Source organism: Bradyrhizobium canariense (assembly GCF_018130465.1).
Classification (GTDB): Bacteria; Pseudomonadota; Alphaproteobacteria; order Rhizobiales; family Xanthobacteraceae; genus Bradyrhizobium; species Bradyrhizobium canariense_C.
Map to the genome: position 1 here is coordinate 436,945 of NZ_JAFCKJ010000002.1, position 26,075 is coordinate 463,019.

Annotated in this window: 22 protein-coding genes; 5 read left to right on the forward strand and 17 right to left on the reverse strand. The window is 65.3% G+C overall.

The genetic code is table 11. The features are described from left to right. Positions 1-128 precede the first annotated feature (128 nt). Positions 129-1,556, forward strand: a complete 1,428-nt coding sequence (locus JQ591_RS06355) for a serine hydrolase domain-containing protein (protein ID WP_211395165.1) — start codon at positions 129-131, stop codon at positions 1,554-1,556. 210 nt (positions 1,557-1,766) lie between these two features. Here the strand turns inward: JQ591_RS06355 and JQ591_RS06360 are convergent, their stop codons facing one another. Next, positions 1,767-3,134: an MmgE/PrpD family protein gene (locus JQ591_RS06360; RefSeq protein WP_211395166.1), complete on the reverse strand. Its 1,368-nt coding sequence runs from the start codon at positions 3,132-3,134 to the stop codon at positions 1,767-1,769. Positions 3,135-3,256: 122 nt separating this feature from the next. On the opposite strand from JQ591_RS06360, the gene JQ591_RS06365 reads away from it, so the two are divergent. Then, positions 3,257-4,372: an FUSC family protein gene (locus JQ591_RS06365; protein WP_211395167.1), complete on the forward strand. Its 1,116-nt coding sequence runs from the start codon at positions 3,257-3,259 to the stop codon at positions 4,370-4,372. 1 nt (position 4,373) lies between these two features. Here JQ591_RS06365 and JQ591_RS06370 read toward each other — a convergent pair whose 3' ends face one another. From JQ591_RS06370 to rpsT, 12 genes are all read right to left on the reverse strand, one after another. Beyond that, positions 4,374-5,024 carry a 2-hydroxychromene-2-carboxylate isomerase gene (locus JQ591_RS06370; protein ID WP_211395168.1) on the reverse strand — a complete coding sequence of 217 codons (651 nt, stop codon included), beginning with the start codon at positions 5,022-5,024 and terminating at the stop codon, positions 4,374-4,376. Then, a complete protein-coding gene (locus tag JQ591_RS06375) occupies positions 5,021-5,509 on the reverse strand; it encodes a DUF2867 domain-containing protein (RefSeq protein ID WP_211395169.1) in 489 nt (162 codons plus the stop codon). The genes JQ591_RS06370 and JQ591_RS06375 overlap by 4 nt, the downstream gene beginning before the upstream one ends. After that, the gene (locus JQ591_RS06380; RefSeq protein WP_211395170.1) at positions 5,506-6,900 is read right to left on the reverse strand and encodes an MATE family efflux transporter; all 1,395 of its coding nucleotides are present in this window, start codon (positions 6,898-6,900) and stop codon (positions 5,506-5,508) included. The genes JQ591_RS06375 and JQ591_RS06380 overlap by 4 nt, the downstream gene beginning before the upstream one ends. Positions 6,901-7,090: 190 nt before the next feature. Further along, positions 7,091-8,386 carry a UDP-N-acetylglucosamine 1-carboxyvinyltransferase gene (gene murA, locus JQ591_RS06385; RefSeq protein ID WP_211395171.1) on the reverse strand — a complete coding sequence of 432 codons (1,296 nt, stop codon included), beginning with the start codon at positions 8,384-8,386 and terminating at the stop codon, positions 7,091-7,093. A 114-nt stretch (positions 8,387-8,500) separates the two neighbouring features. Further along, positions 8,501-8,968: a hypothetical protein gene (locus tag JQ591_RS06390; RefSeq protein WP_211395172.1), complete on the reverse strand. Its 468-nt coding sequence runs from the start codon at positions 8,966-8,968 to the stop codon at positions 8,501-8,503. 189 nt (positions 8,969-9,157) lie between these two features. After that, positions 9,158-11,593: a DNA topoisomerase (ATP-hydrolyzing) subunit B gene (gene gyrB / locus JQ591_RS06395; protein ID WP_211395173.1), complete on the reverse strand. Its 2,436-nt coding sequence runs from the start codon at positions 11,591-11,593 to the stop codon at positions 9,158-9,160. 281 nt (positions 11,594-11,874) lie between these two features. Further along, positions 11,875-14,043: a hypothetical protein gene (locus JQ591_RS06400; RefSeq protein WP_211395174.1), complete on the reverse strand. Its 2,169-nt coding sequence runs from the start codon at positions 14,041-14,043 to the stop codon at positions 11,875-11,877. 126 nt (positions 14,044-14,169) lie between these two features. Beyond that, the gene (locus JQ591_RS06405) at positions 14,170-14,913 is read right to left on the reverse strand and encodes a hypothetical protein (RefSeq protein WP_211395175.1); all 744 of its coding nucleotides are present in this window, start codon (positions 14,911-14,913) and stop codon (positions 14,170-14,172) included. Between the two features lie 120 nt (positions 14,914-15,033). Beyond that, complete coding sequence (gene recF / locus JQ591_RS06410; protein ID WP_211395176.1) at positions 15,034-16,170, reverse strand: DNA replication/repair protein RecF; 1,137 nt, start codon at positions 16,168-16,170, stop codon at positions 15,034-15,036. A gap of 111 nt (positions 16,171-16,281) precedes the next feature. Continuing rightward, entirely contained in the window at positions 16,282-17,400 is a 1,119-nt protein-coding gene (dnaN, locus tag JQ591_RS06415) for a DNA polymerase III subunit beta (RefSeq protein ID WP_211395177.1), read from the reverse strand. A gap of 313 nt (positions 17,401-17,713) precedes the next feature. Then, complete coding sequence (gene dnaA / locus JQ591_RS06420) at positions 17,714-19,126, reverse strand: chromosomal replication initiator protein DnaA (RefSeq protein ID WP_211395178.1); 1,413 nt, start codon at positions 19,124-19,126, stop codon at positions 17,714-17,716. 1,278 nt (positions 19,127-20,404) lie between these two features. After that, positions 20,405-20,671 carry a 30S ribosomal protein S20 gene (rpsT, locus tag JQ591_RS06425; protein WP_007598259.1) on the reverse strand — a complete coding sequence of 89 codons (267 nt, stop codon included), beginning with the start codon at positions 20,669-20,671 and terminating at the stop codon, positions 20,405-20,407. A 403-nt stretch (positions 20,672-21,074) separates the two neighbouring features. Here rpsT and JQ591_RS06430 point away from each other — a divergent pair, with 403 nt between their 5' ends. The 3 genes from JQ591_RS06430 to JQ591_RS06440 all read left to right on the forward strand — a co-directional run bounded on the left by JQ591_RS06430 (position 21,075) and on the right by JQ591_RS06440 (position 23,341). Next, positions 21,075-21,392 carry a hypothetical protein gene (locus JQ591_RS06430; RefSeq protein WP_007616084.1) on the forward strand — a complete coding sequence of 106 codons (318 nt, stop codon included), beginning with the start codon at positions 21,075-21,077 and terminating at the stop codon, positions 21,390-21,392. Positions 21,393-21,566: 174 nt separating this feature from the next. Next, positions 21,567-22,223, forward strand: coding sequence for a peptide-methionine (S)-S-oxide reductase MsrA (gene msrA, locus JQ591_RS06435; RefSeq protein WP_211395179.1), 657 nt, complete (start codon positions 21,567-21,569; stop codon positions 22,221-22,223). Between the two features lie 377 nt (positions 22,224-22,600). Beyond that, positions 22,601-23,341, forward strand: coding sequence for a polysaccharide biosynthesis/export family protein (locus JQ591_RS06440; RefSeq protein ID WP_211395180.1), 741 nt, complete (start codon positions 22,601-22,603; stop codon positions 23,339-23,341). 104 nt (positions 23,342-23,445) lie between these two features. Here the strand turns inward: JQ591_RS06440 and JQ591_RS06445 are convergent, their stop codons facing one another. The 4 genes from JQ591_RS06445 to JQ591_RS06460 form a co-directional block, all read right to left on the reverse strand. Then, entirely contained in the window at positions 23,446-23,928 is a 483-nt protein-coding gene (locus JQ591_RS06445; RefSeq protein WP_211395181.1) for a hypothetical protein, read from the reverse strand. 140 nt (positions 23,929-24,068) lie between these two features. Beyond that, the gene (locus tag JQ591_RS06450) at positions 24,069-24,740 is read right to left on the reverse strand and encodes a dienelactone hydrolase family protein (RefSeq protein WP_211395182.1); all 672 of its coding nucleotides are present in this window, start codon (positions 24,738-24,740) and stop codon (positions 24,069-24,071) included. 160 nt (positions 24,741-24,900) lie between these two features. After that, complete coding sequence (locus JQ591_RS06455) at positions 24,901-25,242, reverse strand: hypothetical protein (RefSeq protein WP_211395183.1); 342 nt, start codon at positions 25,240-25,242, stop codon at positions 24,901-24,903. A 20-nt stretch (positions 25,243-25,262) separates the two neighbouring features. Further along, the gene (locus JQ591_RS06460; RefSeq protein ID WP_211395184.1) at positions 25,263-26,027 is read right to left on the reverse strand and encodes an alpha/beta fold hydrolase; all 765 of its coding nucleotides are present in this window, start codon (positions 26,025-26,027) and stop codon (positions 25,263-25,265) included. Positions 26,028-26,075 lie beyond the last annotated feature (48 nt).

The window sequence follows — 26,075 nt, forward strand, 5'->3', positions numbered from 1 at the left end:
ATATCAGGGTTATTTCAGAATCGGCGAGCTTCTTGCGGTTTCAGCTAGGCCGTTTTCCAAATCCGGCGAGCAGATCATCCGCACATCCCGCTTCCTTCCCGGCACACGCCCCAAGCCGGAGAAAGCCTGTGACCCGCCGCCGCAAGATCATCCTCCTCACCACCACCATCGCCTGTGTCGGCCTCGCCCTCGGCGCCGCGCGGGCCCGCGACGTGCCCAAGGTCGCGACCGGCTTCATCGCCGACGTGCTCTGCTCGGAGACCTTCGTCTCAAACCTCGCCCCCCGGCGCAACCTCGTCGAGACCACGGATGCGATGCCGGGCGTCGGTCTGCTGACCTGGGCGATGGACTATCAGGTCGACCGCGTCCGCAAGGACGTCACGGTGACGCTGTTCGGAATCAGCCGCAGCCATGCCGTCTATCGCGAAGGGCTGGGCTGCACGCTCGAGCATGGCACCGATATCGCCGACGTCGCGTTGCCTCCGGATGACAGGCAGCCTGCGCTGCTGCCGGAGATCGCTGGCCCCGCGGTCGTGCCGCCACAGAGCCCGGAGCTGTCAGCCGCGCTCGATCATGCCTTCACCGAGCCTGCGCAGCCGCCTTACCGCCGCACCCGCGCAATCGTCGTCATGAAGGCGGGCCGCATCGTCGCCGAGCGCTACGCCGACGGCATCGGACCGGAGACGCCGCTGCTCGGCTTCTCCATGACAAAGTCCGTGATCTCGGCTCTCACTGGAGTCCTCGTACGCCAGGGCAGACTGAAGCTCGACGGGCCCGCGCCGGTCGCCGCCTGGAAGAATCCGGACGATCCGCGTCACGCCATCACTGTCGATCAACTGCTGCGCCACACCGCGGGCCTGGCGCTCGGCAGCTCGCTTCAGGCCTCGCTCGGCTCCGCCTTCGAGCCGGTCAATCGCATGAAATTCATCGAAGACGACATGGCCGCCTATGCCGCGAGCACGCCGCTTGCGACCGCGCCGGGCACCGTGTGGAATTATCACGATGGCAACACCATCATGCTCGCGCATCTGATCCGCAACGCTGCCGGCGGCAACCCTGCGGATGCGCTTGCCTTCGTGCGCCGCGAATTGTTCGCGCCGCTCGGCATGCGACATGTCACGCTCCAGCTCGACGGCGCCGGCACGATCAAAGGTTCGAGCGAGATGCTCGCATCCGCACGCGACTGGGCGCGCTTCGGTCAGCTCTATCTCAACGACGGCGTCGCCGGCGGCAAGCGCATCCTGCCCGAGGGCTGGGTGAATTACTCGGCGTCGGCGACGCCCAATGCCTGGGTCGGTATCGGCGCCGGCTTCTGGACCAACCAGGGCGACAGTTTTGGTGCGACCTTCCGCGTCGATCACGGCTGGCCGCGCGATGCGTTCTTCGCCAAGGGCACGATCGGGCAATACACCATCGTGATTCCGTCGGAGCGCTTGGTCATCGTGCGGATGGGCCGCTCGCCGAACTGGCCGCCGGAAGCGGATGGCGTGTTCGATCTGGTGCGAGATGTGGTTGCGGCAACGCGCGACAAGGGGAAGGTGGCGCGGGGCAATTGAGGAGATCGTGAGGAGCGCCGCTTTCTTCCCTTCTCCCCTTGTGGGAGAAGGTGGCGCGAAGCGCCGGATGAGGGGTATGTCTCCGCGAATGCAATTGTGAGAGGCGTGCTCGCGGAGAGAACCCCTCACCCGTCTCGCCGCTACGCGGCGAGCCACCCTCTCCCACAAGGGGCGAGGGTGCACCGCCTGCGTCGCGCGAACTCGAACCTACTACCTCCCGAGCTCCGTCGCCTTCGCCACGCGGTCGAACCGCTCCAGCGTCATGATCGCGTCCGCGAATTTCTCTGCGCGCGCATTCAGCACCGGGCGTGCCAGCGTTAAAAACTTCTGCTGCATCGCCTGCGCGTCGGGGAAGGAGGTCGGCTCGCCGGAGGGATCGGCATAGAGCCGCTCGTGCACGCCGTCGTCCGTCGTGATACTCACGCGCGCGCCAAAGGGGTGGGTGCGGCCGACTTCCAACCGGTCGTCCTGCACCACGTCGAACTTGTCGGCGAGCGCGTCGATGGCGGCGTCGCCAAGACGGTTGTAGTCGTCCCAGCCGAACGAGCCCTGGTCGAGCGCGAGCGCGCCGGTGAAGAACATCGAGAACTGGCCGCCGACGATCGAGGTCGGGTGCCGCTTGGTTGCGGCGTCGCCGGTCAAGGTGATGCCGTTGCGATGCAGGCCGATCTCGACGCGCTTGACCTGATCGGGCGTCAGATTGTGCTCGCGCCGCATCGCGATCAGCGCGTCGATCGCGGCGTGGGTATAGCGGCAGCTCGGATAAGGCTTCACACCGATCTTCATGGTCTCGTAGGTCTTGCCGAGTTCGGCGACCGCCTTGTCCGGATGGGCATCGTCGGTGTAGCCGGCGAGCAGGCCGTGCTTGCCCTCAACCGATTCCGTCGCGCCGACGAAATCGTTGCGCGCCAGCGTCGCGGCGATCACGCCATTCATCGCGGCGGCGCCGACCTGGTAGCGCTTGTTCCAGGCGCCGTTGACCAGAAATTGCAGCGAGCCCGCAGCCTGGCTGCCGGCGACGCCGAACGCGGCGATGAGCTGCTGCTCGGAGAGGCCGAACAGTTTGCCGGCGGCCGCCGCTGCGCCATAGGTGCCGGCGGTGGCGGTCGGATGAAAGCCGCGCGCATAATGCGAGGTCGGGTCGAGCGCGTTGCCGAGCCGGCAGCAGACCTCATAGCCCGCAACGATCGCGGTCAGCACGTCGCGCCCGGAGGCGCCGACCATCTCGCCGATGGCGAAGGCGGCCGGAACCACCGGCGCGCTCGGGTGCAGCGAGGAGTCCGCATGCGTGTCGTCGAAGTCGAGGGAATGGCCGAGTGCACCGTTGAGCAGCGCCGCGACCGCCGGCGTCCAGGTCTTGCTGTCGCCGAACACGGTGGATTCGCCCCTGGTGTCGAGCGCGAGCGCCTCCAGCATCTTCAGGATCGAGGGGGTCGATTCCGCTTCGCTGCGGGCCCGGATCGCGCTGCCGAGGAAGTCCAGCGTCAGCACCTTTGCGCGATCCAGCACCTCCGCCGGAATATCCCCGTATTTCAGATTGAAGACATAGGCGGCGAGCGTTGCGGTTTCGTGGGCCATCGTGTTTCCTCGTTTTGGCGCGCAAGGTAAGCGGGCTGATTTGGCCTTTCAAGCGGCCTCGGGGCCGCGGGCATCAGCTATGCTTTGGCTTGCACAAGCGGATCGGACCGGGACTTCCAACGATGGCACTCGCAAAAGAGCTGTTCGACCGGATCCGGTCGCGGCGGACGCAACTGGGCCTGGCGATCCGGGTCACGGTGGCCGCGACCGCGGCCTATGCGATCGCCACCGCGCTGCATCTGCTCTTGCCGCTCTGGGCGGTCCTGACCTCGCTGATCGTGACCCAAATGAGCGTCGGGCGCTCGCTGAAAGCGACGCGCGACTACATGCTCGGCACCATCGGCGGCGCCATTTATGGCGGCGCCATCGCGATCCTGATCCCGTACTCCAGCGAGGTGGGTCTCCTCGGCCTGTTGGTTCTGTCGGTCGCCCCGCTCGCCTTCATCGCCGCGATCAATCCGAGCCTCAGCGCCGCCACGGTCACGGCGGTGATCGTACTGCTGGTTCCGACTATGCATCACTCCGATCCCATGACCTCGGCGATCGACCGCGTCAGCGAGGTCGGGGTCGGGGCGATCACGGGATTGCTGGTCTCCTTCCTGGTGCTGCCCTCGCGCGCGGTACGGCAAATTCGCGCCAGCGCGGCAAAGCTGCTCGAGCTGATCGCGGACGCCTTCACCGAACTGCTGGCAGGCCTGACCCGCGGCCGCGACAACGACGCACTGCACCGGATCCAGGACGGCATCGGCACCGCGATGGTGGGCATGAATGCGATCGGCGCCGAAGCCGAGCGCGAGCGGGCCGCGCGCCTGTCGAGCGGGCCCGACACCGGTCCCTTGCTGCGAACGATCCTGCGGCTGCGCCACGACGTCGTGATGATCGGCCGCGCCACCGTCGTCCCGTTGCCGGTCGAGGTGCAGATGCGGCTCGCCGCGCCGCTGGCGGAGGTCAGTGCGGCGATCGTGCGCTTCCTGCGGTCGGCGGCCGAAGCGTTGCGGGCTGGTGCCGGCGCGCCGCCGATCCATCCCGTGCACGTCGCGCTCCAGCATTACGCCGAAGCGGTTGCCGCCGTTCGCCAGGACAGCCTGATCCGCGGTCATTCCGGCGACACCGCTGAGCGCTTCTTCGCCATCGGCTTCTCGCTGGAGCAGATGCACCAGAACCTCTGCGATCTCGATCGCGTCGTTGGCGAATGGTCCGAGGCGGCGGCCGACAAGTCCGCGCGCGTGGCGGAGTGAGCTAGCGCCGCGCCAGGCCCTTGCCCTGCATGCGCCAGACCAGCAGGTCGATACGGTCCTGGCCGAAGAACGGCTCGTTCTCGAACACGAAGGTCGGCACGCCCCAATGGCCTGACGCCGCATGGTCCTTCTCGTTCTCCGTGATCACCTTCTCGTAGCGATCGGCGTCAGCGGTGATCTCCGCATCCATCGCCGCGAGATCGAAGCCCGCTTTCTCGGCGGCACGCGCGAGGTGATCGCCTTCGTTCCAGCCCGCGACCGAGCCGTCCCACAACACGCGCGCGATCGCGTCGGTGAATGCGAGCGAGCGTCCCTCGAGTTGCGCCATGGCACCAAGCCGGGTCAGGCGATGGATGTAGGGCTGCTCGGCCGCGACCTCGAGCGTCGCCATGTCCTGCACGATCGGATCAGGCCGTGGGAAGCGGAACGGAATGCCCTCGTGTTCGGCGACGCGGCGGCTATCCAGCACGATGTAGCGTGCGAATTGCGGGCTGGCCTTCTTGAAGAAGCCGGGCACGCGGACCGCGATCGGGTAGACCGGCCGCAGGTTCACCGCGAGATCGTACTCTTCGACGAGCTTGAGCGTCTTCGGCAGCGCCAGATAGCTATAGGGGCTACGGAACGAGAAGAAGAGATCGACGGAGAGCGTCATCGCGTCGGCTCCGCGATGCATCCCATCATGCTGCGGACCACGAGCTTGTGGAAGGGCATGATGAGGGCGAGGTAGGTCCGCCCCAGCAGATTATGCGTCCGCACCAGCGTGGTCGAGGTGACCCGACGGCTCGGTGCGTCCCCGGCCACATCGACCACGATGCGGAAGTCGAGATGACTATCATTGAAGCCGGCGACCAGCTGCTCGGGGGTCTCGCTGATCACGGGAAACAGGCCGATCAGACCGTGCGGCGCCGGCGCGCCTTCGCCCGATGTCTTGAGCCCGAACGGCGACACCAGGATGTTGCGCAGACGTGTCAGCGCATCGATCCAGCGCGGCCCGTGCAGCACCATACGGGTGCAGGCTTCGCGGGCATTCACGGTCGTTGCGCCGATCTCGACGCGAAACGCGTCGATGAATTGCGCACCTGCCAGCACGGCATCGGCGTCGACCTCAGGGGTGACTTCGCGGACGGTCCCGATCATTCCGCCAATCTGCGCGCCAACATCCGGAAGCGCAAGATCAGAAGTCCGGCATAGACGAACGATCCGATCGACAGTCCAATCCAGACACCGACGGCACCGAAATCGGCGTGGAAGGCAAGCCACCAGGCGATGGGAAAGCCCACGCACCAATAGCCGATCGCGGCGAATGCCAGCGTCATCCGGGTGTCATTGATGCCGCGCAGCGCGCCGCCCATGATGGTCTGGATCGCATCGGCGATGAAGAAGGTTGCACCGACCAGCAGCAGCGTTGCGGTCAGCTCGACGGTCGCCATGCTCGCCTCGCCGCTACCGAGGAACAGCCGTCCCAGCTCATAGCGGCCGAGGATGATCGCGACGGTCAGGGCCGAGACGAACGCGATTCCGATCACCGCGGCGACGAGACCTGCGCGCTTCACCGCAAGCGGCTCGCCGCGGCCGAAGGCGTGACCGACTCGCACGGTGGCCGCCATGCCGATGCCGAGCGGGACCATGAACAGCACGGCGGTGACCTGGAGCGCGATCTGATGCGCCGCGAGCGCCGTGGTCGAGATCAACCCCATCAGCAGCGCCGCCGAAGAGAACAGGCCATATTCCAGCAGCAGCGAGAACGAGATCGGGGCGCCGATCGCGATGAGCTCGCGCATCAGGGGCCAGTCGATCCGCCAGAGATGAGCGAGCGGACGATAGTCCGCGAACGGCTTGCGCAGCCCCGCGATCGCGAGCGTAGCGACGAAAGTGCCGAGATTGACCAGCGTGGTCGCAAGCCCCGCGCCGAACAGGCCGAGCTCCGGCAGGCCGAACAGGCCGTGGATCAGGACGTAGACCAGCGCGGCATTGACCGGGATCGCCGCGAGCGTGATCCACAGCGGGGCCTGCGGCCGGTTCACCGCACTCATCATGCTGCGCAGCGCGACGAAGCCGAGCGCCGGCGCGATGCCCCAGGCCAGCCCGTTCAGATAGCGCTGGGCGAGCGCCGCCGAGTGCGGCGCCTGACCGAGAGCGATCAGGATGTGCTCGCCATAGAGCGGCGAGGCCATCATCGGCAGCGAGATCAGCAACGCAACCCACAGGCCGACGCGCAAGGAACGGCGGATGCGCCTGACGTCGCCGGCGCCGAACGCCTGCGCGACCAGGGGCGACACCGCCGCCATCAATCCGAGCCCGAAAGTGAAGCTGACGAAATAGACCGTATGCGCCAGTGCCGCCGCGGCGACCGCGCTCTCGCCGAGCCGCCCGATCAGCGCGAGATCGGTCGTGATCATCGCGATCTGCCCGAGCTGCGTCAGCATCATCGGCACGGCCAGCCGCAGCGTCTCGACGAACTCGTCGGCGAGAGCATTTGGCGGCACGCCGGCGCGCGGCTGCGAACGAGGCTGAACGGTGTCGAGCATGGCTACTCAATAGCATCGCCGAGCGACGAAAACATGGCCCTCGTGTCCCGGACGCGCGAAGCGCGAGCCGGGACCCAGAAGTTGCGGGCACGGCTCCCGGCCGCATGGGCCCCGGCTCAGCAGCGCATCACTGACGTGCTGCGCTGCGTCCGGGGCACGAGACCATTTTCGGATTGGAAGGCGAAGCGCCTCAGCCCTTCCGTTCGGGCAAGCGCCTGATCTTCGCACCGAGTGCGTTCAGCCGTTCGTCGATGCGCTCGTAGCCGCGTTCGATCTGGTCGGCGTTGTTGATCGTGGAGGTGCCCTCGGCGCAGACGGCCGCGAGCAGCATGGCCATTCCGGCGCGGATGTCGGGTGAGGTCATCGTCGCGCCGTGCAGCCGGCTGGGCCCTGCGATGATGGCGCGATGCGGGTCGCACAGCACGATGCGCGCGCCCATCGCGATCAGCTTGTCGACGAAGAACATCCGCGATTCGAACATTTTTTCGAACATCAGGATCACGCCCTCGCATTGCGTGGCGGTGACGATCGCGATCGACATCAGATCGGCCGGGAAGGCGGGCCAGGGCTGGTCTTCCAGCTTCGGCACGTGGCCGCCAAAATCATCCTGGATCTTCATCGTCTGGTTCGAGGGCACGATGAGATCGTCGCCCTCGATGCGGCAGACGATGCCGAGCCGCTCGAAGCCCATGCGGATCGAGCGCAGATGCTCGACGCCGGCGCGCACGATGCGAAGCGGTGAGCGCGTCACGGCCGCAAGCCCGATCAGCGAGCCGACTTCGATATGGTCGGGCTGGATCCGGTAGGTCGCGCCGCCCAGCGTCGCCGGACCGTGCACGATCATGGTGTTGGTGCCGATACCCTCGATCCTGGCGCCGAGCGCGACCAGGAAATTGGCGAGGTCCTGCACATGCGGCTCGGACGCCGCGTTACGCAGGAACGTGGTGCCTTCGGCGGCCACGGCTGCGACCAGCGCGTTCTCGGTCGCGGTCACGCTGGGCTCGTCCAGGAACACGTCGGCGCCGGTCAGTTTCGAAGCCCGGAATTCGAGCCGGTCGGTCGCGGTGACCTTGGCTCCCAACTGCTCGAGCGCGAGCACATGCGTATCGAGCCTTCGGCGGCCGATGACGTCGCCGCCCGGCGGCGGCAGCATCACCTCGCCGCAGCGGGCGAGCAGGGGGCCGGCGAGCAGGATCGAGGCGCGGATGCGCACGCATAGCTCAGGGGCGAGATCGGCGGCGCGGATGCTCTTGGCGTGGATGTGAAGCGTATTGCGCCCGGTCCATTCCGCCGCCGCGCCGACCGAGCGGATCAGTTCAACCAGCGTCTCGGTGTCGCGGATCCGCGGCACGTTTTCCAGCGTCACCGGATGCTCGGTGAGCAGGGCGGCGGCGATGATCGGCAGCGCCGAATTCTTGTTGCCGGACGGCTCGATCGAGCCCGAGAGCCGGTGACCGCCCTCGACGATGTACTGGATGGGCGCCACGGGGTTCTCGCTTCTTTGGATTCGGTTGGGCGGGTCTGCCTTGTACCGGAAAATACAAAGAAATGAGAGAAGTATCAATTCTTCCTGCAGTCGTGCCTGCCCGATAACCCATACTCAAAACAGGCCGATGATATTCCCCACCACATAGAGGATCGCGATCAGGATCAGCGCACCGATCATGACGAAGGAGATTTCGACGGCAATGGCGCCGGTGCCGAGGATGGCGGCCACGCCGGCCAGAAGCCGCTCCTCCCGGAAGATCAGCGAAAGCACCGAGAGCAGGATCGCAAGCAGACCGAGCGAGATCGCGGTGGCGGATGCCGCTTCGCTCCAGCTCCTTCCGGCCGATTTTTCGATCCTGGGAGCCTGATACTCCACGCCCTTCACCCGCGCGATCACGCGGTCCTTGATGCGGTGTCCGGTGTCGACGATGACCTGGTCTGCCGGTGGCGGCGGAAACACGATCGGCACGATCCAATGCGGCAACACCGCCGCCATCAGCGCCAGCACGCCGACAATGCTGCCGATGATGCCGAGACGGCGGGATGGTACGGCGGAACTGGTTGCTATCGAGCTGGTCATGGCGTGGCGCTTCCCGGCCGGAACAGGCCTGCGTTCATGCCACTTCGTCGCGATGGCGGCTGACGAGGTTCAGCGCATGTGTTTCCACAACGTCATGGCCGGGCCTGTCCCGCCTTCGCCTCGCCGAAGCGGCTTCGGCCGCGCAGGCGGGACAAGCCCGGCATGACGACCGTCCAAAGACAAACGACCTCAGATATCGATCGTCGCGCTCAGCGAATGTTCCTGGATGAAGTCGCGGCGCGGCTCGACGACGTCGCCCATCAGCTTGGTGAAGATGTCGTCGGCCTCGTCGACCTCCTTGACCTTCACCTGGAGCAGCGAGCGAGCGTCGACGTTGAGCGTCGTCTCCCAGAGCTGCTCCGGGTTCATCTCGCCGAGACCTTTGTAGCGCTGCAGCGTGACGCCCTTGCGGCCGGCGTCGGTGACGGCTTCGAACAGATCGACCGGGCCGTAGACCATGTGCTCGACGTCCTTGCGCCGCAGCTTGCCGGGACGGGCATAATCGTCCTGGAGCTTCGCCGTGTACTCGTCGAGCTTGCGGGCTTCGACTGATCCCAGGAAAGCGTCGTCGATGACGGCGGCTTCCTTGACGCCGCGCACCGTGCGCTCGAACTGGAAACCCTGGCCTTCCACGTATTGGCCGATCCAGCCGCGCTCGACCTCGTCGGCGAGCGTGTCGAGACGGGCGGCGATGTATTGCGCGGCCGCGGCGGCTTTCTCCGGATCGCCGTAGATCGCCTTGTTGAGCACGCCGGTGATGGCGGCCTGCTCGATCACCTTGCGATTGTAGCGGGTGTGCAGGCTGCGCAGGACGCCGCGGACGGCGCGGGCGTCGTCGACCAGCGAGCGCAGGTCGCGGCCGCTGCGATCGCCGCCGGTGCCGGAAATATAGACGCAATCGTCGAGCCCGGTATCGATCAGATAATCTTCCAGTGCCCGCTCGTCCTTCAAATATTGCTCGGACTTGCCGCGGTTGACCTTATAGAGCGGCGGCTGGGCGATATAGAGATAACCGCCGTCGATGATCTCGCGCATCTGCCGGTAGAAGAAAGTGAGCAGCAGTGTGCGGATGTGGGCGCCGTCGACGTCGGCGTCCGTCATCACGATGATCTTGTGATAGCGCAGCTTCTCGATCGAGAACTCGTCGCTGATGCCGGTGCCGAGCGCGGTGATCAGCGTGCCGATCTGCTCGCTGTGCAGCATCTTGTCGGGACGCACGCGTTCGACATTGAGGATCTTGCCGCGCAGCGGCAGCACCGCCTGGAATTCGCGGTTGCGGCCCTGCTTGGCGCTGCCGCCTGCCGAGTCACCCTCGACGATGAAGAGCTCGGACTTGGCCGGGTCCTTCTCCTGGCAGTCGGCGAGCTTGCCGGGCAGCGAAGAGACCGAGAGCGGGCTCTTGCGCGTCAGCTCGCGCGCCTTTCGCGCGGCTTCGCGGGCAGCTGCCGCCTGGATCACCTTGCCGACGATCATCTTGGCTTCGGAGGGGTGCTCCTCGAACCAGGCCTGGAGCGCCTCGTTGAGCACGTTCTCGACCACGGGGCGCACTTCCGAGGACACCAGCTTGTCCTTGGTCTGCGACGAGAATTTTGGGTCCGGCACCTTCACCGACAGCACGGCGGTGAGGCCTTCGCGGCAGTCGTCGCCGGTGAGCGCGATCTTTTCCTTTTTCGCGTTGGCCTCGGCATAGCCGTTGACCTGGCGCGTCAGCGCGCCGCGGAAGCCGGCCAGATGAGTGCCGCCGTCGCGCTGCGGGATGTTGTTGGTGAAGCACAGCACGTTCTCGTGGTAGCTGTCGTTCCACCACAACGCGGCCTCGACGCCGATGCCGTTGGATTCCGCGCGCACCATGATCGGCGCCGGCACGATCGCCTTCTTGTTGCGGTCGAGATATTTGACGAATTCCTCGACGCCACCGGAATAGTGCATCTCCTCGCGCTTCTCGACCGCGTGACGCATGTCGGAGAGGGCGATGTTGACGCCGGAGTTGAGGAAGGCGAGCTCGCGCAGCCGGTGCTCCAGCGTGGCGAAGTCATACTCGATGTTCTTGAAGGTTTCCGTCGAGGCCTGGAACGTCACCTCGGTGCCGCGCCTGCCGGGCGCATCGCCAACGACCACCAACGGTGCGACGGCATCGCCATGGGCAAATTCGATGTAGTGTTCCTTGTTGTCGCGCCAGATGCGCAAGCCGAGCTTGCTCGACAGCGCGTTGACGACGGAGACGCCGACGCCGTGCAGGCCGCCGGAAACCTTGTAGGAATTCTGGTCGAACTTACCGCCGGCATGGAGCTGGGTCATGATGACCTCGGCCGCCGAGATGCCTTCGCCCTTGTGGATGTCGACGGGAATGCCGCGGCCGTCGTCGCGCACGGTGACGGAATTGTCGGCATTGAGCACGACGTCCACGCGCGTAGCATGGCCCGCGAGCGCTTCGTCGATCGCGTTGTCGACGACCTCGTACACCATGTGATGCAGGCCCGAGCCGTCATCGGTATCGCCGATATACATGCCCGGACGCTTGCGGACGGCATCGAGACCCTTGAGCACGCGGATCGATTCCGCCCCGTAATCGCTCGGATTTGAGGGCTCGTTTTCGGCAGGCGTCTGCCGAGCAGGTTCTGTCATGAGAGGCCTTCGAGATGTCGCCCGAATCAGCGGCGCAAAAGGCGCTGATATGCAGGCTATTTGTGCCATGAAAGACGGATTGCGCCTAGCGCAAAGTATCTCCCGGCAAGTCTTTGATTAGATAGAATTTTTTAGCAGGTTTTCAAGGCTTTCGACGGCCGATTCGGTGGCTTGAAAAAAGCGCGATTCGAGCGGCCGTTCCGGGCCTCGGAAGGCGTGGATTTTGCGGGGACGAGGGGCGTTCCGAGGCGCCTGGAACGCCCCGGAACGGCCTTTGCAGCTCAATACATTTGAAGCGGCAGCACGTCTCCGTTTGGTCCCACCAGGAGGCCCCAGGCATCGCCGGCGGCTACGGTGAGGGTCTCGCTGCGAGCAGGGCGGCCCGGCAGACGCAGCGCGTACTGGTACTTGCCGGGCGGTAGATCGAGCATCGGGCCTTTCGGCGATTGCGGACCGCCCGCGCCGGCTGCGATCTTCACGGTTTGATTGTTGATCGTCAGCGATGCTTCCTTCGGCCCCATATTGCCGAGCATCAGCCTCGCCTGTCCGGCCTTCGGCATGATGTCGGCCTTGGCCGCGGCCTGCGGATTCCGCTGCATCAGGTTGACAATTGTCTCGTCCCTGGCGCGGCCGAGCTTCAGCACGGCCGGTCCCTCCGGCGAGGTGAACGCGAGCTCCGCCCGCTCGGCCGTCACTGTCGCGCCGTCGGCCTTCTCCTGCCAGCCCCGCTTGGTCAGCTCCGTGCGATAGAACGCGAGGACATCGCCGAGCGGGGCGGGGATGCTGGCTTCCAGCTCGGTCCGGAACGACTGGTCGCTGCCCGGGAATTTCGTGGAGCTGATTCCGGTCGAGCTGTGCTGCGTCGGCACCGGCAGGGCGGAATCGGGATCGGGCTTGAGCGGCTCGGTCGAGTTGGCCGGGATCGGCTTTGCGTCTGCCGATTTGGCCTCAACCGGCTTCGCCGCAGCCACGATCAGGCCGGTGCCGTTGGCGCTGACATTCACCTTCGGGCCCATCTGCATCACGGTCATCGAGATCGACTTGCCGGCCTTGGAGAATTCCATCACCGCCATGTTGGGCTGGTTGATGACGGAGGGCTGCTCTTTCCAGCCAGCGTTCTTCAGCGATGCGCGGTAGAAGGTGCCGAGCGCCCTGACGCTTGAGGCGGAAGAGAATTCGAGCCTGCCGTCGCCGCCTTCGAACTTCACGCCTTCGGCGTTTTCGGGCAGCGGCACCGGCGTCTTGCTGTCGGCCAGCGCATTCAGCGGCGCATCTGACAGCGCGGCCGCCTGCACCTTGCGTCTGGCCTCGTCGGCGGTGATGAGCTGCTTGGCCGCACCTAACGCATCTCCAAGGAACTTCTCGTCGGCTTCCTTCTTCGCCTTGGCACGGGCGGCAAGTGCGGATTCCTTCACCTGCGCGGTCAGGCTGACCATGGTGAAATCGTATTTGCGGCCAAGCCGCAGCAAGCCGGTTTCCTCCGCCGAAGAGATCTTGATCGCGACCTCGTCGCCGGGTGCGAGCGGCGCGCCGCCGTCCTCCTGCCAGCCGCGCGCGGCGAGCTCGCGATGATAGAAGGCGAGCACGACGGGCAGCTCGGCCATCGCGGCGGCTGACATCTCGCGCTTGTTGTCGCTCGCGCCGCCGAGGCCCCTGGCCGTCTTGGTCGGGCTCGGCCGCGGCAGGCCGGCCATATCGCTATCGGCCTTGAGCTCGCTGGGCAGCGCGAAGGGCGCGACCCGGATATCGACATTGGTGCGGCCGTCGTCGCGGCGTGTCAGCGTCAGCATCACGGGCTTCTGCTGATAGAAGCCGGTCTCCTTGCTATCGGCATGCGCGTAGAACGCGCGCAGGCCGTTGGGAGCGGTCTCATCCAGGCTGGTGGTCCAGCGCGCGGCGGTTTCCGGCGTGAGCTTCTGCCAGCCGATCGCAGCCATCTGGCTGGCATAGAAATCCGACGTTGCATCGAGCGGCGTCGGCGCGACGCAGCCGAGATAGGGCCGGGTCCCGTCAAACACGATGTCGCTTGCGCCTTCCGGAAACGGCACGTTCCCGTAGATCCGGTCGGTCGTGTAGTAAACCACGGACTGGTCGGGCCGACCGGGCGCCTGCGTGAAATGAACGGAAAGGCCCTGTCGTCCCTTCCTAAACTTCAGCAGGGTGCTTTTCTCCTCGAGCGGCATCACATAGGCGACCCAGCCGTCAGCGCTCAGGAGCTTTCGGACCGCGGGCAGTGTCACGGCCTGCGGCGTCGGCATGCGATATTCGACGCGGTAGGGATCGGGTCGCGAGGTGTCTTCCACCGCACCTTCGAGCTGCGGCAGGGCGTGGACGTCGACGATGCCCTCGTCGGCGCCAGCCGCGATCGAGCAGCTCGCCATCAGGAAGAGACCGCATGCAAGCAGCCGCCATCGTGCCGGGACTTGCGTCCCGCGCGGGATCATCGCCATCGTTACTTCTCCAGGATGCCGCGCGGCGCTTTGGCGCGCGCGATTGCAACGGCTGCGACACCGTCGGCGTGGTCTCAGACGAGAAGTCGCGGCAGGAACCGGGCAGGTTCAAAGATCCCGGACGACTCAATACAGCTGGAGCGGCGACCATGCCTCGCCGTCGCGCCCGACGGTGAGCTCCCAGGCGTCGCCGGCCGCAACGGTGAGGATGTTCGTATGAGCCGGCCGGCCGGGCACGCCCAGTTCGTAGGAATATTTGCCGGGCGCCAGATCCAGCGATACGGCGTTGGCGCCGGCGGGGCGCTTGATGATCCGCGCGTCGATCCCGAGCACGGCTTCCGTCTCGCCGATGTTGCTGAACACCAGCTTCGCCTGGCCCGGTTCGGGCATGACGTTCGCCCTGGTTGCTGTATCCGCGTTCTTCTGCACGAGATGGACCGAGGTGCTGCTGTCGTTGCGGCCGAGCTCCAGCGTGGCCGGCCCGAGCGGGGAGGCGAACGCAAGCTGGACGTGATCGGCGGAGACGACGGCGCCATCGTGCTGCTCCTGCCAGCCGAGCTTTCCGAGCTCCGTGCGGTAGAAGGCGAGAACGTCGCCGAGCTCGGCGGGCACGGTGGCTTCGAGCTTGACGCGGAGCGGCGCTTCAACGCCCCGCATCAGGGTGGTGTGGATTCCTCTAAAGCTGTAGCGGGTCGGTGCGGGCAGCCTGGCATCGGGATCCGGGGTGAGGTCGGCCGAAAACAGCGACGACAGATGCGGCACCCAGGCGCCGGCGCTTGCCGCGAGCATGCAGATCGCGAGCAGGACGAGGCCGCACGCAAACGCCCGCCATCGTGCCGGGGCTTCCGCCCCGGACCTTGCCGTCGTCATCTCACTCTCCAGGGGTATCGCGCGTGGTGTCATTGCGCGATGGCAAAACGGCTGCGACGCCGTCGGCGCGGCCTCCGGCAACTAGTCGCGGCGGGAACGGGGCTGGTTCAACGGCGGCGACTACCGCCGGGCCGATACCTGTCCGCTTTCGACGTCAAAGATTTCGCCCCCGGTGCCGATCTCGGCGAAGGCGGCGGGGTCTGCGCCGGTCAGCCACACCTGCGCGCCGAGCTTGCGCAGCTCGTCGAACAGCGCCGCGCGCCTGCTAGGATCGAGATGGGCTACGACCTCGTCGAGCAGCAGCAGCGGCACGATGCCGGTCATCTCGGCGACCAGGCTCGCATGCGCCAGCACCAGCCCGATCAGCAACGCCTTCTGCTCGCCGGTCGAGGCATCGCGCGCCGGCATGCTTTTCGGCGCGTAGATCACCTGGAGATCGGTGAGATGCGGACCATCCGTGGTGCGGCCGGCGATGGCGTCACGCGGACGGTTGTCGCGCAGGATCTGGCGGTAGCGGTCCTCGACCGACGTCGCGGTCTCGTTGAGGAGCGCGTTCTCCATCCAGCCGTCGAGCGCGATCTGCGCCGATGGAAAGGCGGAGGCCTGCGCGCGTGCATTCAACATGCCGGTCAGCCGCGCCGCGGTCTGGCCGCGGGTTGCGGCGACCGCGACCGCAAGCTCCGCGGTCTCGCGCTCGATCGCGTCACACCAATGGTCGTCGTAATTGCGCGTCTCGAGCAGGCGGTTGCGCGAGCGCAGGGAACGCTCGAGCGCGGAGATGCGGCTGGAATGGTCGCTGTCGATGGCAAGCACCAGGCGGTCGAAGAAGCGCCGGCGTTCGGAGCCCGCTCCCATGAACAGCCCGTCCATCGCAGGCGTCAGCCACACCATGCGGATGTGGTCGCCGAACGACGCCGCCGAATTGACCGGTTCGCGGTCGATGCGGCAGCGACGGCTGACCGGGCTATCGGCGCGCGGCGGATCGATGCCGGTGCCGAGCGTGGCAAGGCCCAGCGCGCCCTCGACCTGTGCCGACACCGCCCAGGAGCCGTCGCCCTGGTTGTCGGCGACGTCGTCCAGCGTCGCGCGCCGCAAGCCGCGTCCCGGTGACAGGAACGAGATCGCCTCGATGCAATTGGTCTTGCCCGCTCCGTTCGGCCCGACCAGCGCCACCATGTCAGCCGTCGCCTCGAGCCCCGCCGCCCGGTAATTGCGAAAATGCGTCAGCGTCAGGCGATGAATGCGGGAGGGGGTCATGTTGTCTTTGTCATTGCCGGGCATCCACGTTTTGGTCCTCCAAAGACGTGGATGGCCGGGACAAGCCCGGCCATGACGGATGTAGTCGATGCGACGGGGCGCCGGTAGCCCTCACACCCGCATCGGCATCAGCACGTAGAGCGCGCTCTTGTCGTCGCGGTCTTGCACCAGGGTCGGCGAGCCGGGGTCGGCGAGCCGGAGCGTTGCGACGTCGCCTTCGATCTGGGCGGCGATGTCGAGCAGATAGCGGGAGTTGAAGCCGATATCGAGGGCATCGGAAGCGTATTCGACTTCGAGCTCTTCGGTCGCGCTGCCGGAATCCGGATTGGTCACCGACAGCACCAGCTTGCCCGGCGACAGCGAGAGTTTCACGGCTCGCCCGCGCTCGCTGGAAATCGTCGAGACGCGGTCGACCGCGTTCTCAAAATCCTTCTTGTCGACGACGAGTTCCTTGTCGTTGCCCTGCGGGATCACGCGGCCATAATCGGGGAAGGTGCCGTCGATCAGCTTCGAGGTCAGAACCACATTGCCGATGGTGAAGCGGATCTTGGCCTGCGACAGCTCGATCGTGACCTCGGCCTCGTTGTCCTCGATCAGGCGCTGCACCTCGCCGACCGTCTTGCGCGGCACGATCACGCCGGGCATGCCGTCGGCGCCCTTGGGCTGGACCAGGTCGAGCTGGGCGAGGCGGTGGCCGTCGGTTGCGACGCCGCGCAAGGTGGCGGCTTTGGCCGTGCCCGCGGCATGCAGATAGATGCCGTTGAGATAGTATCGGGTCTCCTCCGTGGAGATCGCGAACTGGGTGCGGTCGATCAGCCGCTTGACGTCCTTGGCGGCGAGGTTGAACGAATGCGACATCTCGCCGGCGGCGAGATCCGGAAAATCATTCTCCGGCAGGGTCTGCAGCGTGAAGCGGGAGCGGCCGGCGCGGATCGCCAGCACGGCGCGGTCGCCGTCGGCTTCGAGCACGATCTGCGAACCATCCGGCAGCTTGCGCACGATGTCGTAGAACATGTGCGCCGGCACGGTGGTGGAGCCCGCGGTCGCGGTTTCCGCCGCGAGCGTTTCCGTCACCTCGAGGTCGAGGTCGGTCGCCTTCAGCGACAATTTCGCGTTTTCGGCCCGGACCAGCACGTTGCCGAGGATCGGAATCGTGTTGCGGCGCTCGACCACGCGGTGGACGTGGCCCAGCGACTTCAGGAGTTGCGCGCGTTCGACCGTAACTTTCATTGCACCACTCGCCCGATCCCCAAGGAAACCCAGTGTAAACACAACGTTCGAAAAGCCGGGCGGCGGGACGCGCGCCATGGCACCGAAGACCCCGGAAAGCCGGATCATCCAGCCGATATGACCAAAGCCGTCAGGGTCGCGCAAGGTGGCGCGTAAAGTCATCCGTTTCAAGGGATTGCGGGATGGTTCCCCACGATTTACAGGCAAAAACGAAGGCTGCCGCCCAGGCAGGCGAGGGCCGCCGCCCTGGGCGACCAAGACCGCCGCCCAGGCATGGCCGGGCGGCGGGAGGGAAGGGGAAAGACCTAGGCGTTTATTCCTGAAGCTGGCGCTTGAGCGATTCGACCTCGTCCGACAGCGCCGTGTCCTTGGAAACCAGGGCCTCGATCTTGCGAACGGCGTGCAGCACCGTGGTGTGGTCGCGCCCGCCGAAGCGGCGGCCGATTTCCGGCAGCGATCGCAGGGTCAGCGTCTTGGCGAGATACATCGCCACCTGGCGCGGACGGACCACGTTGGCGGTCCGGCGCGAAGACAGCAGGTCGGAGCGGCTGACATTATACTGCCGCGCCACCACGCGCTGGATGTCCTCGATCTTGATCCGCTTCGGTTCCTGCGGCCGGATCAGGTCGCGCACCTCGTGCTCCGCCATTTCCAGCGTCACCGGCCGGCTGTTGAGTTTCGAGTGCGCGAGCAGGCGGTTGATCGCGCCTTCGAGATCCCTGCCGTTATGGGTGATGGCACGGGCGAGATAGGTCAGCACCTCCTCCGGCACCTCGAAGGTCGCATGATGGGCGCGGGCCGCGGCGACGCGCGACTTGAGAATACCGTGCCGCAGCTCCTCGCCGAGCGAGCCCATCTCGACCACGAGGCCGCCGGCCAGCCGCGAGCGCACGCGATCGTCGAGGCTTTCGAGATCGGACGGCGGACGGTCGGCGGCGATCACGACCTGGCGGCCGGCATCGATCAGCGCGTTCAGCGTGTGGCAGAACTCGGCCTGGGTCGACTTGCCCTGCAGGAACTGGAGATCGTCGATCACGAGCACGTCGATGCCGCGCAGCGCTTCCTTGAAGGCGAGCGCCGTCTGCGTCTTCAGCGCGGCGACGAAACCGTACATGAATTTCTCAGCGGTGAGATAAAGCACCTTGCGCTCGTTGCCGGAATTGCCGGCCCAGGTCACCGCCTGCAGCAGATGCGTCTTGCCGAGGCCGACGCCGGCATGGATGTAGAGCGGGTTGAACATCACGGGGTCGCCGCGACGACCCTCGGCGACCTGACGCGCAGCGGCATGCGCCAGCGTGTTGGAGCGGCCGACGACGAAGCTTGCGAAGGTCAGGCGCGGATCGAGCGGTGAGCCGCCGAGCGCATCATGATTGGCCGAGACCGGCGCGGTCGCGGTCGAGCGCAGCTCCGGCGCAGGCGAGCGGCGTGCTTCGACCGGTGCTGGCGCTTCCTTCTGCTGAACGACCGGACGCACGGCCGTGCGAACGGTGAGATCGATGCGATGCACTTCGGGCATCTCGGCCTGCCAGCACGACAGCACGCGCTCGGCGTAATGCGCCTGAATCCAGCTCTTCAGGAAGCGCGTGGGAACCGAGAGACGCACGCTCTCCTCCTGCACGCCTTCCAGATCCATGCGAGCGAACCAGCTCGTATAGACGTCTTCGCCTACGTTCGAGCGCAGCCGACTCTTCACGCGTGACCAGCGATCCTGTTCCGATGTGTTCATCGTTAAAAACTTCTCTTGAGAGATAAGGTTGCGTTGTGAACGCCATGCAGGGTTCCCGCCAGGATCCCTGAAATGGCGTGACCTCAAGCGATTCCATCGTCGGGCATAGCTCGACCGTTCGGCGCGAACGCCGCGAGGTCAGATCAGCGATGTCGGAGATGGAGAGTTCGCGAGGTCAGCGCGTACTCGGCGCGCCCTCACACGAGGGAGGCTGGGCCCAGGACGGATCGGAAACGGCATCGTCGAACGATGGAATCTGTGTCAACACCGCGTTGAATCCGTAGGACATGATACCTCCCCGTCCTGCCGTGATCGCTCACGGCAAGGTCCTGCGTGAAAAACAACCGCATCTGAATTGCTCCAGTCGCGGATGCCTGCCCGTCTGTACTAGTCGTCCGCTCGGCTTCGCCATCCTGCGTGTCGGAGTAGCCTCAGGTGTCTCTCGTATGCGCTGGGCGCGAGCGGGAAGATCCCGCTTGGAGACATTCAGACAAAGAGCTACCATTCCCATATTGCTATGGGTTTTTGAACCGACAATCGCTGAGTTAAGCGTCGCCTACGTGCACACCGCCGCCGATTTGCACGCTCGCCCCGTTTCCGATACCGCGCTGGTCTCAAGATCGTGGGCGCCGCTGACGCCTTAAGGAATACACTATGCGGAAAGACTCGCAATGAAATTGATTCACACTTGAGGCATCAAAAAACTTGATCTGCGTTAACGCCGCGCGCGACTTGTGCACAGGCTTCAGAGCAAGTTTTTGGATTCGTGCACAGAATCGAAGATGCCGCGCCTCATGTGACAATTCTCCGCCACTGCCAAAAATTTTTTACAAAAGCGTCACGCGCGCGACGCGTGGGCGAATTTTCCAAACGCTTGGCGTCACTATGTCGATAAGTGATTAGCGAGACACCGTTTTTTGAGTCTCGTTTGACAGGGTAACTCCATCGCGCGACGCGATCCGGTGAAACTACGGTGTGCAGAACTTGCAGACACACGAGTTCAACTTGAGCCCGCCTCGCAAGGGTTTTTTGCACCGCGGTGGAGGTTTCCTCTGTTGCAAAATCACTCGCAGGTAAAACTACGGGAGCGCATCATGGTGCGGACGCCGCAATCCTCCAATCGAGGATCGGTCGCCATGTGGCCGCTCGCGTGAATATGACAGGCAACAAAAAAGCCCGGCGCGATGCCGGGCTGTTTGACACGTGCGATGTGCGACCGGATCGTCCGATCGAACGAATGCTCGCTAGATCACTCGCCTGATTACTTGGCGAGCTTAGTTACTTGGCGAGCTTGGCGATCTGCGCGGTGAGCCGCGAGACTTTGCGGCTGGCATTGTTCTTGTGAATGATGTTGCGCTGGGCGGCGCGCATCAAGGCGGGCTCGGCATTCGCCAGCGCCGTCACCGCGGCGGCGCGGTCGCCGGTCTTGATGGCTTCTTCGACGTTACGCACGGCACCGCGCATCTGGGTGCGGCGCGACTTGTTGACGGCGGTGCGGCGGGCGATCTTGCGCGTCGCCTTCTTGGCGGAAGTGGTGTTGGCCATGGTCTCAATGTCCTTTGCGGGTACCGGTCGCGTCTTGGTCGGGTAGCGCCGGCTTGCTTGACCGCGTAATCGACGCTCGGATTCAGGGTGTTCGGTTGCTAGGCTGTTCCCGGAACATGAGCGACGGCCTTGCGGTTGTCTCTGAGGCCCAAGAAGCCTCCCAGCGCAAGGAGCCTGCAACTGCTCAAAGAACAGCGGCGGCAGGATTGCGCCCGCCGCCAGTTGGCGCCCTTATAGAGAGGGTCTTTGGCACCGTCAACGCTTTCCCGGGCTGGAAAAGCAGCCCCTTGGGGCCTGGATGAGTGCCGTAACGCCCTGAAGAGGTTGAATTTCTGCCGTCTCCCTTGTATTGGCTGGCGGCGTTCCGAGGGTCGTCCGATCGGACGACCATATAGGGTGAGGCATGATCCGCGGCTTTTTCCGACTGATTGGGCTGTTGCTGCTCGCCGGCGGGTTCATCTTCATGGTCTATGACGGCGCCCGCTGGGTGGCCGACCAGACCCTGCGGTTCACCCGCTTCGGCCAGTTCTGGAACGACATCAATCAAGCCAGCCAGACGGCATTCCGGACCTGGGTCGAGGCCAAGGCGCCCTGGCTCTGGACCTCGGTGATCCGCCTGGTGCTGGATCAGCCGGTTTTCGCCGTCCTCGGCATTCTCGGCATCCTCCTGATGATCCTGTTCCGCCCGCGCAAGCCGCTGATCGGCTATTCCCGGGACTGAGCTTTCAAATCCCGTGACTGAGCCGGCGCGCGGGCGGCGTAACAGGGCTGCCCCTTTGCGCGTAAAGACCTATATTCCCAATTGATCGCGAGCACACCGCCTGAGCGCTTTGCTCATCGCCTTGCCCTTCGCCTTGCCCCAGGCGACGGACAGCTCGTTTCCGGAGATCCATCCATGCTGTTCATGCGCAAGACCACCGCATTGCCGAGCGCCACGGAAGCGCTGCCGGGCCGTGCGCAAGCCATTCCGACCGCGACCACCCATTTCGTCAACGGTGCGAAGTTGCAGCCGCCGTATCCCGCTGGTCTCGAGCAGGCGGTGTTCGGGCTCGGCTGCTTCTGGGGCGCCGAGCGCAAGTTCTGGGAGCTCGGCGATGGCGTTTACGCCACCGCTGTCGGCTATGCCGGCGGCCACACGCCGAATCCGACCTATGAAGAGACCTGCTCGGGCCGCACCGGTCACACCGAAGTGGTGCTGGTCGTGTTCGATCCGAACAAGGTGTCCTACGAGAAGCTGTTGAAGATGTTCTGGGAGAGCCACAACCCGACACAGGGGATGCGTCAAGGCAACGACGTCGGCACGCAGTACCGAAGCGCGATCTACACTTATTCAGACGCGCAGAAGAAAGCGGCCGACCAGTCGAAGGCGCTCTATCAGAAGGCGCTTGCTGCAAAAGGTCTCGGCGCCATCACCACCGAGATCGCACCCGCTGGCGAATTCTACTTTGCCGAGGATTATCATCAGCAATATCTGGCCAAGAATCCCGCCGGCTATTGCGGCCTGGGCGGCACCGGCGTGTCCTGCCCGATCGGCGTCGGTGTGAGCGCGTAAGCCGGCCACGAGCTCGCTGCACTTCTCCCGCTTGCGGGAGAGGTCGGCGCATTTGAGAGCAATCTCCTGCGGCCCATCCTTCGAGACGCCCGCTTTACGCGGGCTCCTCAGGATGAGGGTGACGCGTGCGGCAACAGTTCCAACAAGCACCGATGCCGATTAGCCTCACCCTGAGGAGACCGCAGAGCGGTCGTCTCGAAGGACGAGGCGCGCGTTCAGGCTGGCCCAAAAGGCCCTATGCGATAGCGGCGCCCGCAAGCGGGAGAGGGGGCATTGCGCTCGCAGCGGGGCACGCCGTCCCTCATCCCGCCCCTCAACGCTTTATTAACCATAACCGGTGCATCACTGGATTTGTCTCGTTTCGAGGGATAGGTCCGGTGCCGGTTGCACGCGCGTTTCGATGGTCGAACTTGGCAGCGTCCTTGGCAGCGTCCGCCGCGCTTGCCCTTGGCGGCTGCATGCAGACCGCCGGCCCCGTCGCGGTGATGCAGCCGCGCGCCGATCTCGACTCCATGGCCTATGGCCAGCCCTACTACGCTCCACAGCCGGTCGCCGACGGTGGCGGCGCCATCGGGGCGCTGCGCAATTCCTTCGTCGCTTCGCCTGCGCCCATGCCGGTCGGTTATGCCGCACCGATGGCGGCGCCGGTCCGCTACGACGCCTCCTACCATCTCGACGCGGGCGACAAGCTGCGCGTGGTGGTCTACGGCCAGGAGGGTCTCACCAACAGCTACGCGATCGACGCCGGCGGCTCCATCACCATGCCGCTGATCGGCGGCGTGCCGGCACGCGGCCGCACCCCGGCGGGTCTTGCCGGCGAGATCGCCGCGCGGCTGCGCAACGGCTACATCCGTGAGCCTTCGGTCGCCGTCGAGATCGAGGCCTATCGCCCGTTCTTCATTCTCGGCGAAGTCTCCGCGCCCGGCCAGTATCCTTACGTGCCGAACATGACGGTCGAAAGCGCCGTCGCGATCGCCGGCGGCTTCTCGCCCCGCGCCAAGCGCGACGTGGTCACTGTCACGCACACCGAAGCCGGCGGCGCCATGCGCGCCGTCGTGCCGCTCGGCACGCCCTTGAGCCCCGGCGACACCGTGTTCGTCGGCGAGCGTTGGTTCTAGAGCGTTTTCGAGCGAAGTGGATACCGGTTCGCGTGAAGAAAACGCGTCAAAAAAAGAATCTCGAGCTTCGGTTCTGATGCAATCAGAACCGAAAAAGCTCTAGCTCACCGCCTGAAATCGAGCCGCCCGTTCGGAAAACATCCGTCGATCCTGGTGGCATCGACCACCAGCCCAACCCATGGCCTTGTGATCGCCGGGTTGGTCAGGTTGATGTATTTCCCGACGAAGCGAGCCGCGCCGTCGCGCGCGGCATCGATCAGCCCGTGCCGGCGGCCATGGTCCCAGTCGAAGCGCAAAAAGATGCGCTCGCCTGTCACCCGCACTTCCGCGCGTCCCTCTTTCCATGCCTCCGGCGTATCGCCGGCAATGGTCGGATCTGCGCCGCCATTCCAGCGGCTGGCCCAGATGCCGTCGAGCGGATCTGACTGTGCCGCAATGGTTGCCCATGCCGCCGCGTTGACGTCGGCCGCATCGCCGGCAAGCGTGGCGGTTGCGGCATAGTCCATGACTTCGCGATCGTCCGGCGCGGGCACGTCCATGGTGCCGAACGGATTGCGGATGACGATGTTCGTGTTGGCCTGCTGCATGACGATCTCCCGGCGTGAGTTGGCTTGATCAGCCAGCTCTATCGCCGCGCGCCGGGATGCAGCCACCCGATTCCTGCTCGTCATTCCGGGGCGCGCGAAGCGCGAGCCCGGAATGACAGCGAAGAGAGCCGCGCGCGCTATTATTTCAAATGCCTGGCGAAAAATTCCATGCTGCGCGGCCAGGCGATGTCGGCGCTGGCCTTGTCGTAGCTCGCCCGCTCGTCGCAATGGAAGCCGTGCTGGGCGCCCGGATAGACGAAGATTTCCACGTCCGGCCGCTTCGTCTTGATGGTCTCGACGTCGGTCAGGGAAATGCCGGCATCCTTCTCGCCAAAATGCAATTGCGTCGGCACTTTGGGTGTCTCGTCGGCAAAGCGCACGACCGCGCCGCCGTAATAGCCGATCGCGGCCTTCAGGCCCGACAGCCGCGTCGCCGCGACGAAGGCGATGCTGCCGCCCAGGCAAAAGCCGATGATGCCGACCGGGCCCACGCTCTTCACCGCATCGATCGCCGCCTGCGTGTCGCGCAGCATCGCGTCCCAATCCGGACTGGCGACGAACTTGCGCGCTTCCGCGATCTCATCAGGCGAGTAGCCCGACTGGAAGCCCGGCGACGTGCGGTCGAAGATCGACGGCGCGATCGCGACATAGCCTTCCCCGGCGAGGCGATCGCAGACCGCGCGGATGTGATGGTTGACCCCGAAGATCTCCTGGATCACCACCACCGCGCCCTTCGTCGTGCCCGAGGGGTCGGCGCGATAGGCGCTGAGCTGGAAATTGTCGGAGGCCGTCAGCTTGATGTCTTGTCCCACGCGGGTTGTCCTTCTTGGCTGTCACGAATTCACTCTTTCTCCTCATCCTGAGGAGCGCGCCCTTGGCGCGCGTCTCGAAGGATAGAGGCCGAGATGCAGCAGCGTGGCCTTCATGGTTCGAGACGCGCCTGCGGCGCTCCTCACCATGAGGAGCAACACCTCACTCCCACATCCAGTTCTCGCCGTAGTCTTCCTTCCATCCTGCCAACCGTCCGTGACGGAATTGCAGGAACAGGCGATGACGGTAGGGGATCAGTCCGCTGCCGCCGATGTTGCGAAGGGCGAGATAGATCTCGTTGCCGGGGCGCCCGCGCACATATTGCAGGGGCTGCCCCAGGGCACGCGCGGTTTGCTCGGCGTCCATGCCGAAGGCGAGCGGCGTGTTGTTCGACAAGGTCGCAACAAAAGGTAACCGCGGCGGCGTGGTGCCAAACGGCTCGGCCCGCGCAGCCACCGACATCGACAGCAACACCGCGCCCGCAGCCAACATCGCTCGCTTCATTGCCAGTGTTCCTGTCCGACCTATTCCGGCAAGTTCTTCAGGAAAGGCAGCACCGCGTCAACAAAAGCCTGCGGCTGATCGATGTTGACGGCGTGTCCGGCGGCGGGGATCACGATTTTTTGCGCGCCGGGGATTTTTGCCGCCATGTAATCGGACGCCGCCAGGAACGGCGTGTCGTCGGCGCCGACCACGATCAGCGACGGCACCTTGATCTCCGGCAGCAGCTCGATCACGCGCGCATTGCGCTGGGTCAGCATGCCGCGTGCGGCGAGCGCCAATCCCTTGGCATTGCGATGGCTCGCGGTGGCGCGCTCGCGCGTCGCCCCCTTCAGCATGTCGAGGCCTTCGCGGTCGAGCCTGTCGGCAGTGGCGAGCGCCCGCGCATTCCAGGCCTCGCGGGCATCGTCCTTCTTGAAGCCCGGGCCGGTGTCGATGATCAGCAGCGCGCGAGTGCGCTCGGAATGCGCGCGAGCGAAGGCGATCGACATGTAGCCCCCGAGCGACAGCCCGCCGATGATGGCGCGCTCGGTGCCGACCGCATCGAGGATCGCCGCCATGTCGCCAACCGTGAGCGCTTCGCTGTAGGCCGCGGGATCGTCGGGATAGTCAGACTGGCCGTGACCGCGCATGTCCCACAAGATCAGCTTGTGGTTCTTCGCGAGTGCATCGACCTGCCCGTGCCACATCGCCGAGGTCGATGAATAGCCATGGGTGAGCAGCAGCGGCGGACCTTCGCCATGAATCTCGTAGTAGATTTCGACGCCGTCCCGATCGATCCTTGGCATTGCAAGCACCTTATTATCTTGTTTCTTCGCTCATCCTAACGCGTCGGG

Excerpts from the sequence above, each read along its gene's own strand:
- JQ591_RS06360 (WP_211395166.1), bottom strand. The coding sequence starts at position 3,134 with ATGGCCCACGAAACCGCAACGCTCGCCGCCTATGTCTTCAATCTGAAA.
- JQ591_RS06365 (WP_211395167.1), top strand. The coding sequence starts at position 3,257 with ATGGCACTCGCAAAAGAGCTGTTCGACCGGATCCGGTCGCGGCGGACG.
- JQ591_RS06370 (WP_211395168.1), bottom strand. The coding sequence starts at position 5,024 with ATGACGCTCTCCGTCGATCTCTTCTTCTCGTTCCGTAGCCCCTATAGC.
- JQ591_RS06375 (WP_211395169.1), bottom strand. The coding sequence starts at position 5,509 with ATGATCGGGACCGTCCGCGAAGTCACCCCTGAGGTCGACGCCGATGCC.
- JQ591_RS06380 (WP_211395170.1), bottom strand. The coding sequence starts at position 6,900 with ATGCTCGACACCGTTCAGCCTCGTTCGCAGCCGCGCGCCGGCGTGCCG.
- JQ591_RS06390 (WP_211395172.1), bottom strand. The coding sequence starts at position 8,968 with ATGACCAGCTCGATAGCAACCAGTTCCGCCGTACCATCCCGCCGTCTC.
- gyrB (WP_211395173.1), bottom strand. The coding sequence starts at position 11,593 with ATGACAGAACCTGCTCGGCAGACGCCTGCCGAAAACGAGCCCTCAAAT.
- JQ591_RS06400 (WP_211395174.1), bottom strand. The coding sequence starts at position 14,043 with ATGGCGATGATCCCGCGCGGGACGCAAGTCCCGGCACGATGGCGGCTG.
- JQ591_RS06405 (WP_211395175.1), bottom strand. The coding sequence starts at position 14,913 with ATGACGACGGCAAGGTCCGGGGCGGAAGCCCCGGCACGATGGCGGGCG.
- recF (WP_211395176.1), bottom strand. The coding sequence starts at position 16,170 with ATGACCCCCTCCCGCATTCATCGCCTGACGCTGACGCATTTTCGCAAT.
- dnaN (WP_211395177.1), bottom strand. The coding sequence starts at position 17,400 with ATGAAAGTTACGGTCGAACGCGCGCAACTCCTGAAGTCGCTGGGCCAC.
- dnaA (WP_211395178.1), bottom strand. The coding sequence starts at position 19,126 with ATGAACACATCGGAACAGGATCGCTGGTCACGCGTGAAGAGTCGGCTG.
- rpsT (WP_007598259.1), bottom strand. The coding sequence starts at position 20,671 with ATGGCCAACACCACTTCCGCCAAGAAGGCGACGCGCAAGATCGCCCGC.
- JQ591_RS06430 (WP_007616084.1), top strand. The coding sequence starts at position 21,075 with ATGATCCGCGGCTTTTTCCGACTGATTGGGCTGTTGCTGCTCGCCGGC.
- msrA (WP_211395179.1), top strand. The coding sequence starts at position 21,567 with ATGCTGTTCATGCGCAAGACCACCGCATTGCCGAGCGCCACGGAAGCG.
- JQ591_RS06445 (WP_211395181.1), bottom strand. The coding sequence starts at position 23,928 with ATGCAGCAGGCCAACACGAACATCGTCATCCGCAATCCGTTCGGCACC.
- JQ591_RS06455 (WP_211395183.1), bottom strand. The coding sequence starts at position 25,242 with ATGAAGCGAGCGATGTTGGCTGCGGGCGCGGTGTTGCTGTCGATGTCG.
- JQ591_RS06460 (WP_211395184.1), bottom strand. The coding sequence starts at position 26,027 with ATGCCAAGGATCGATCGGGACGGCGTCGAAATCTACTACGAGATTCAT.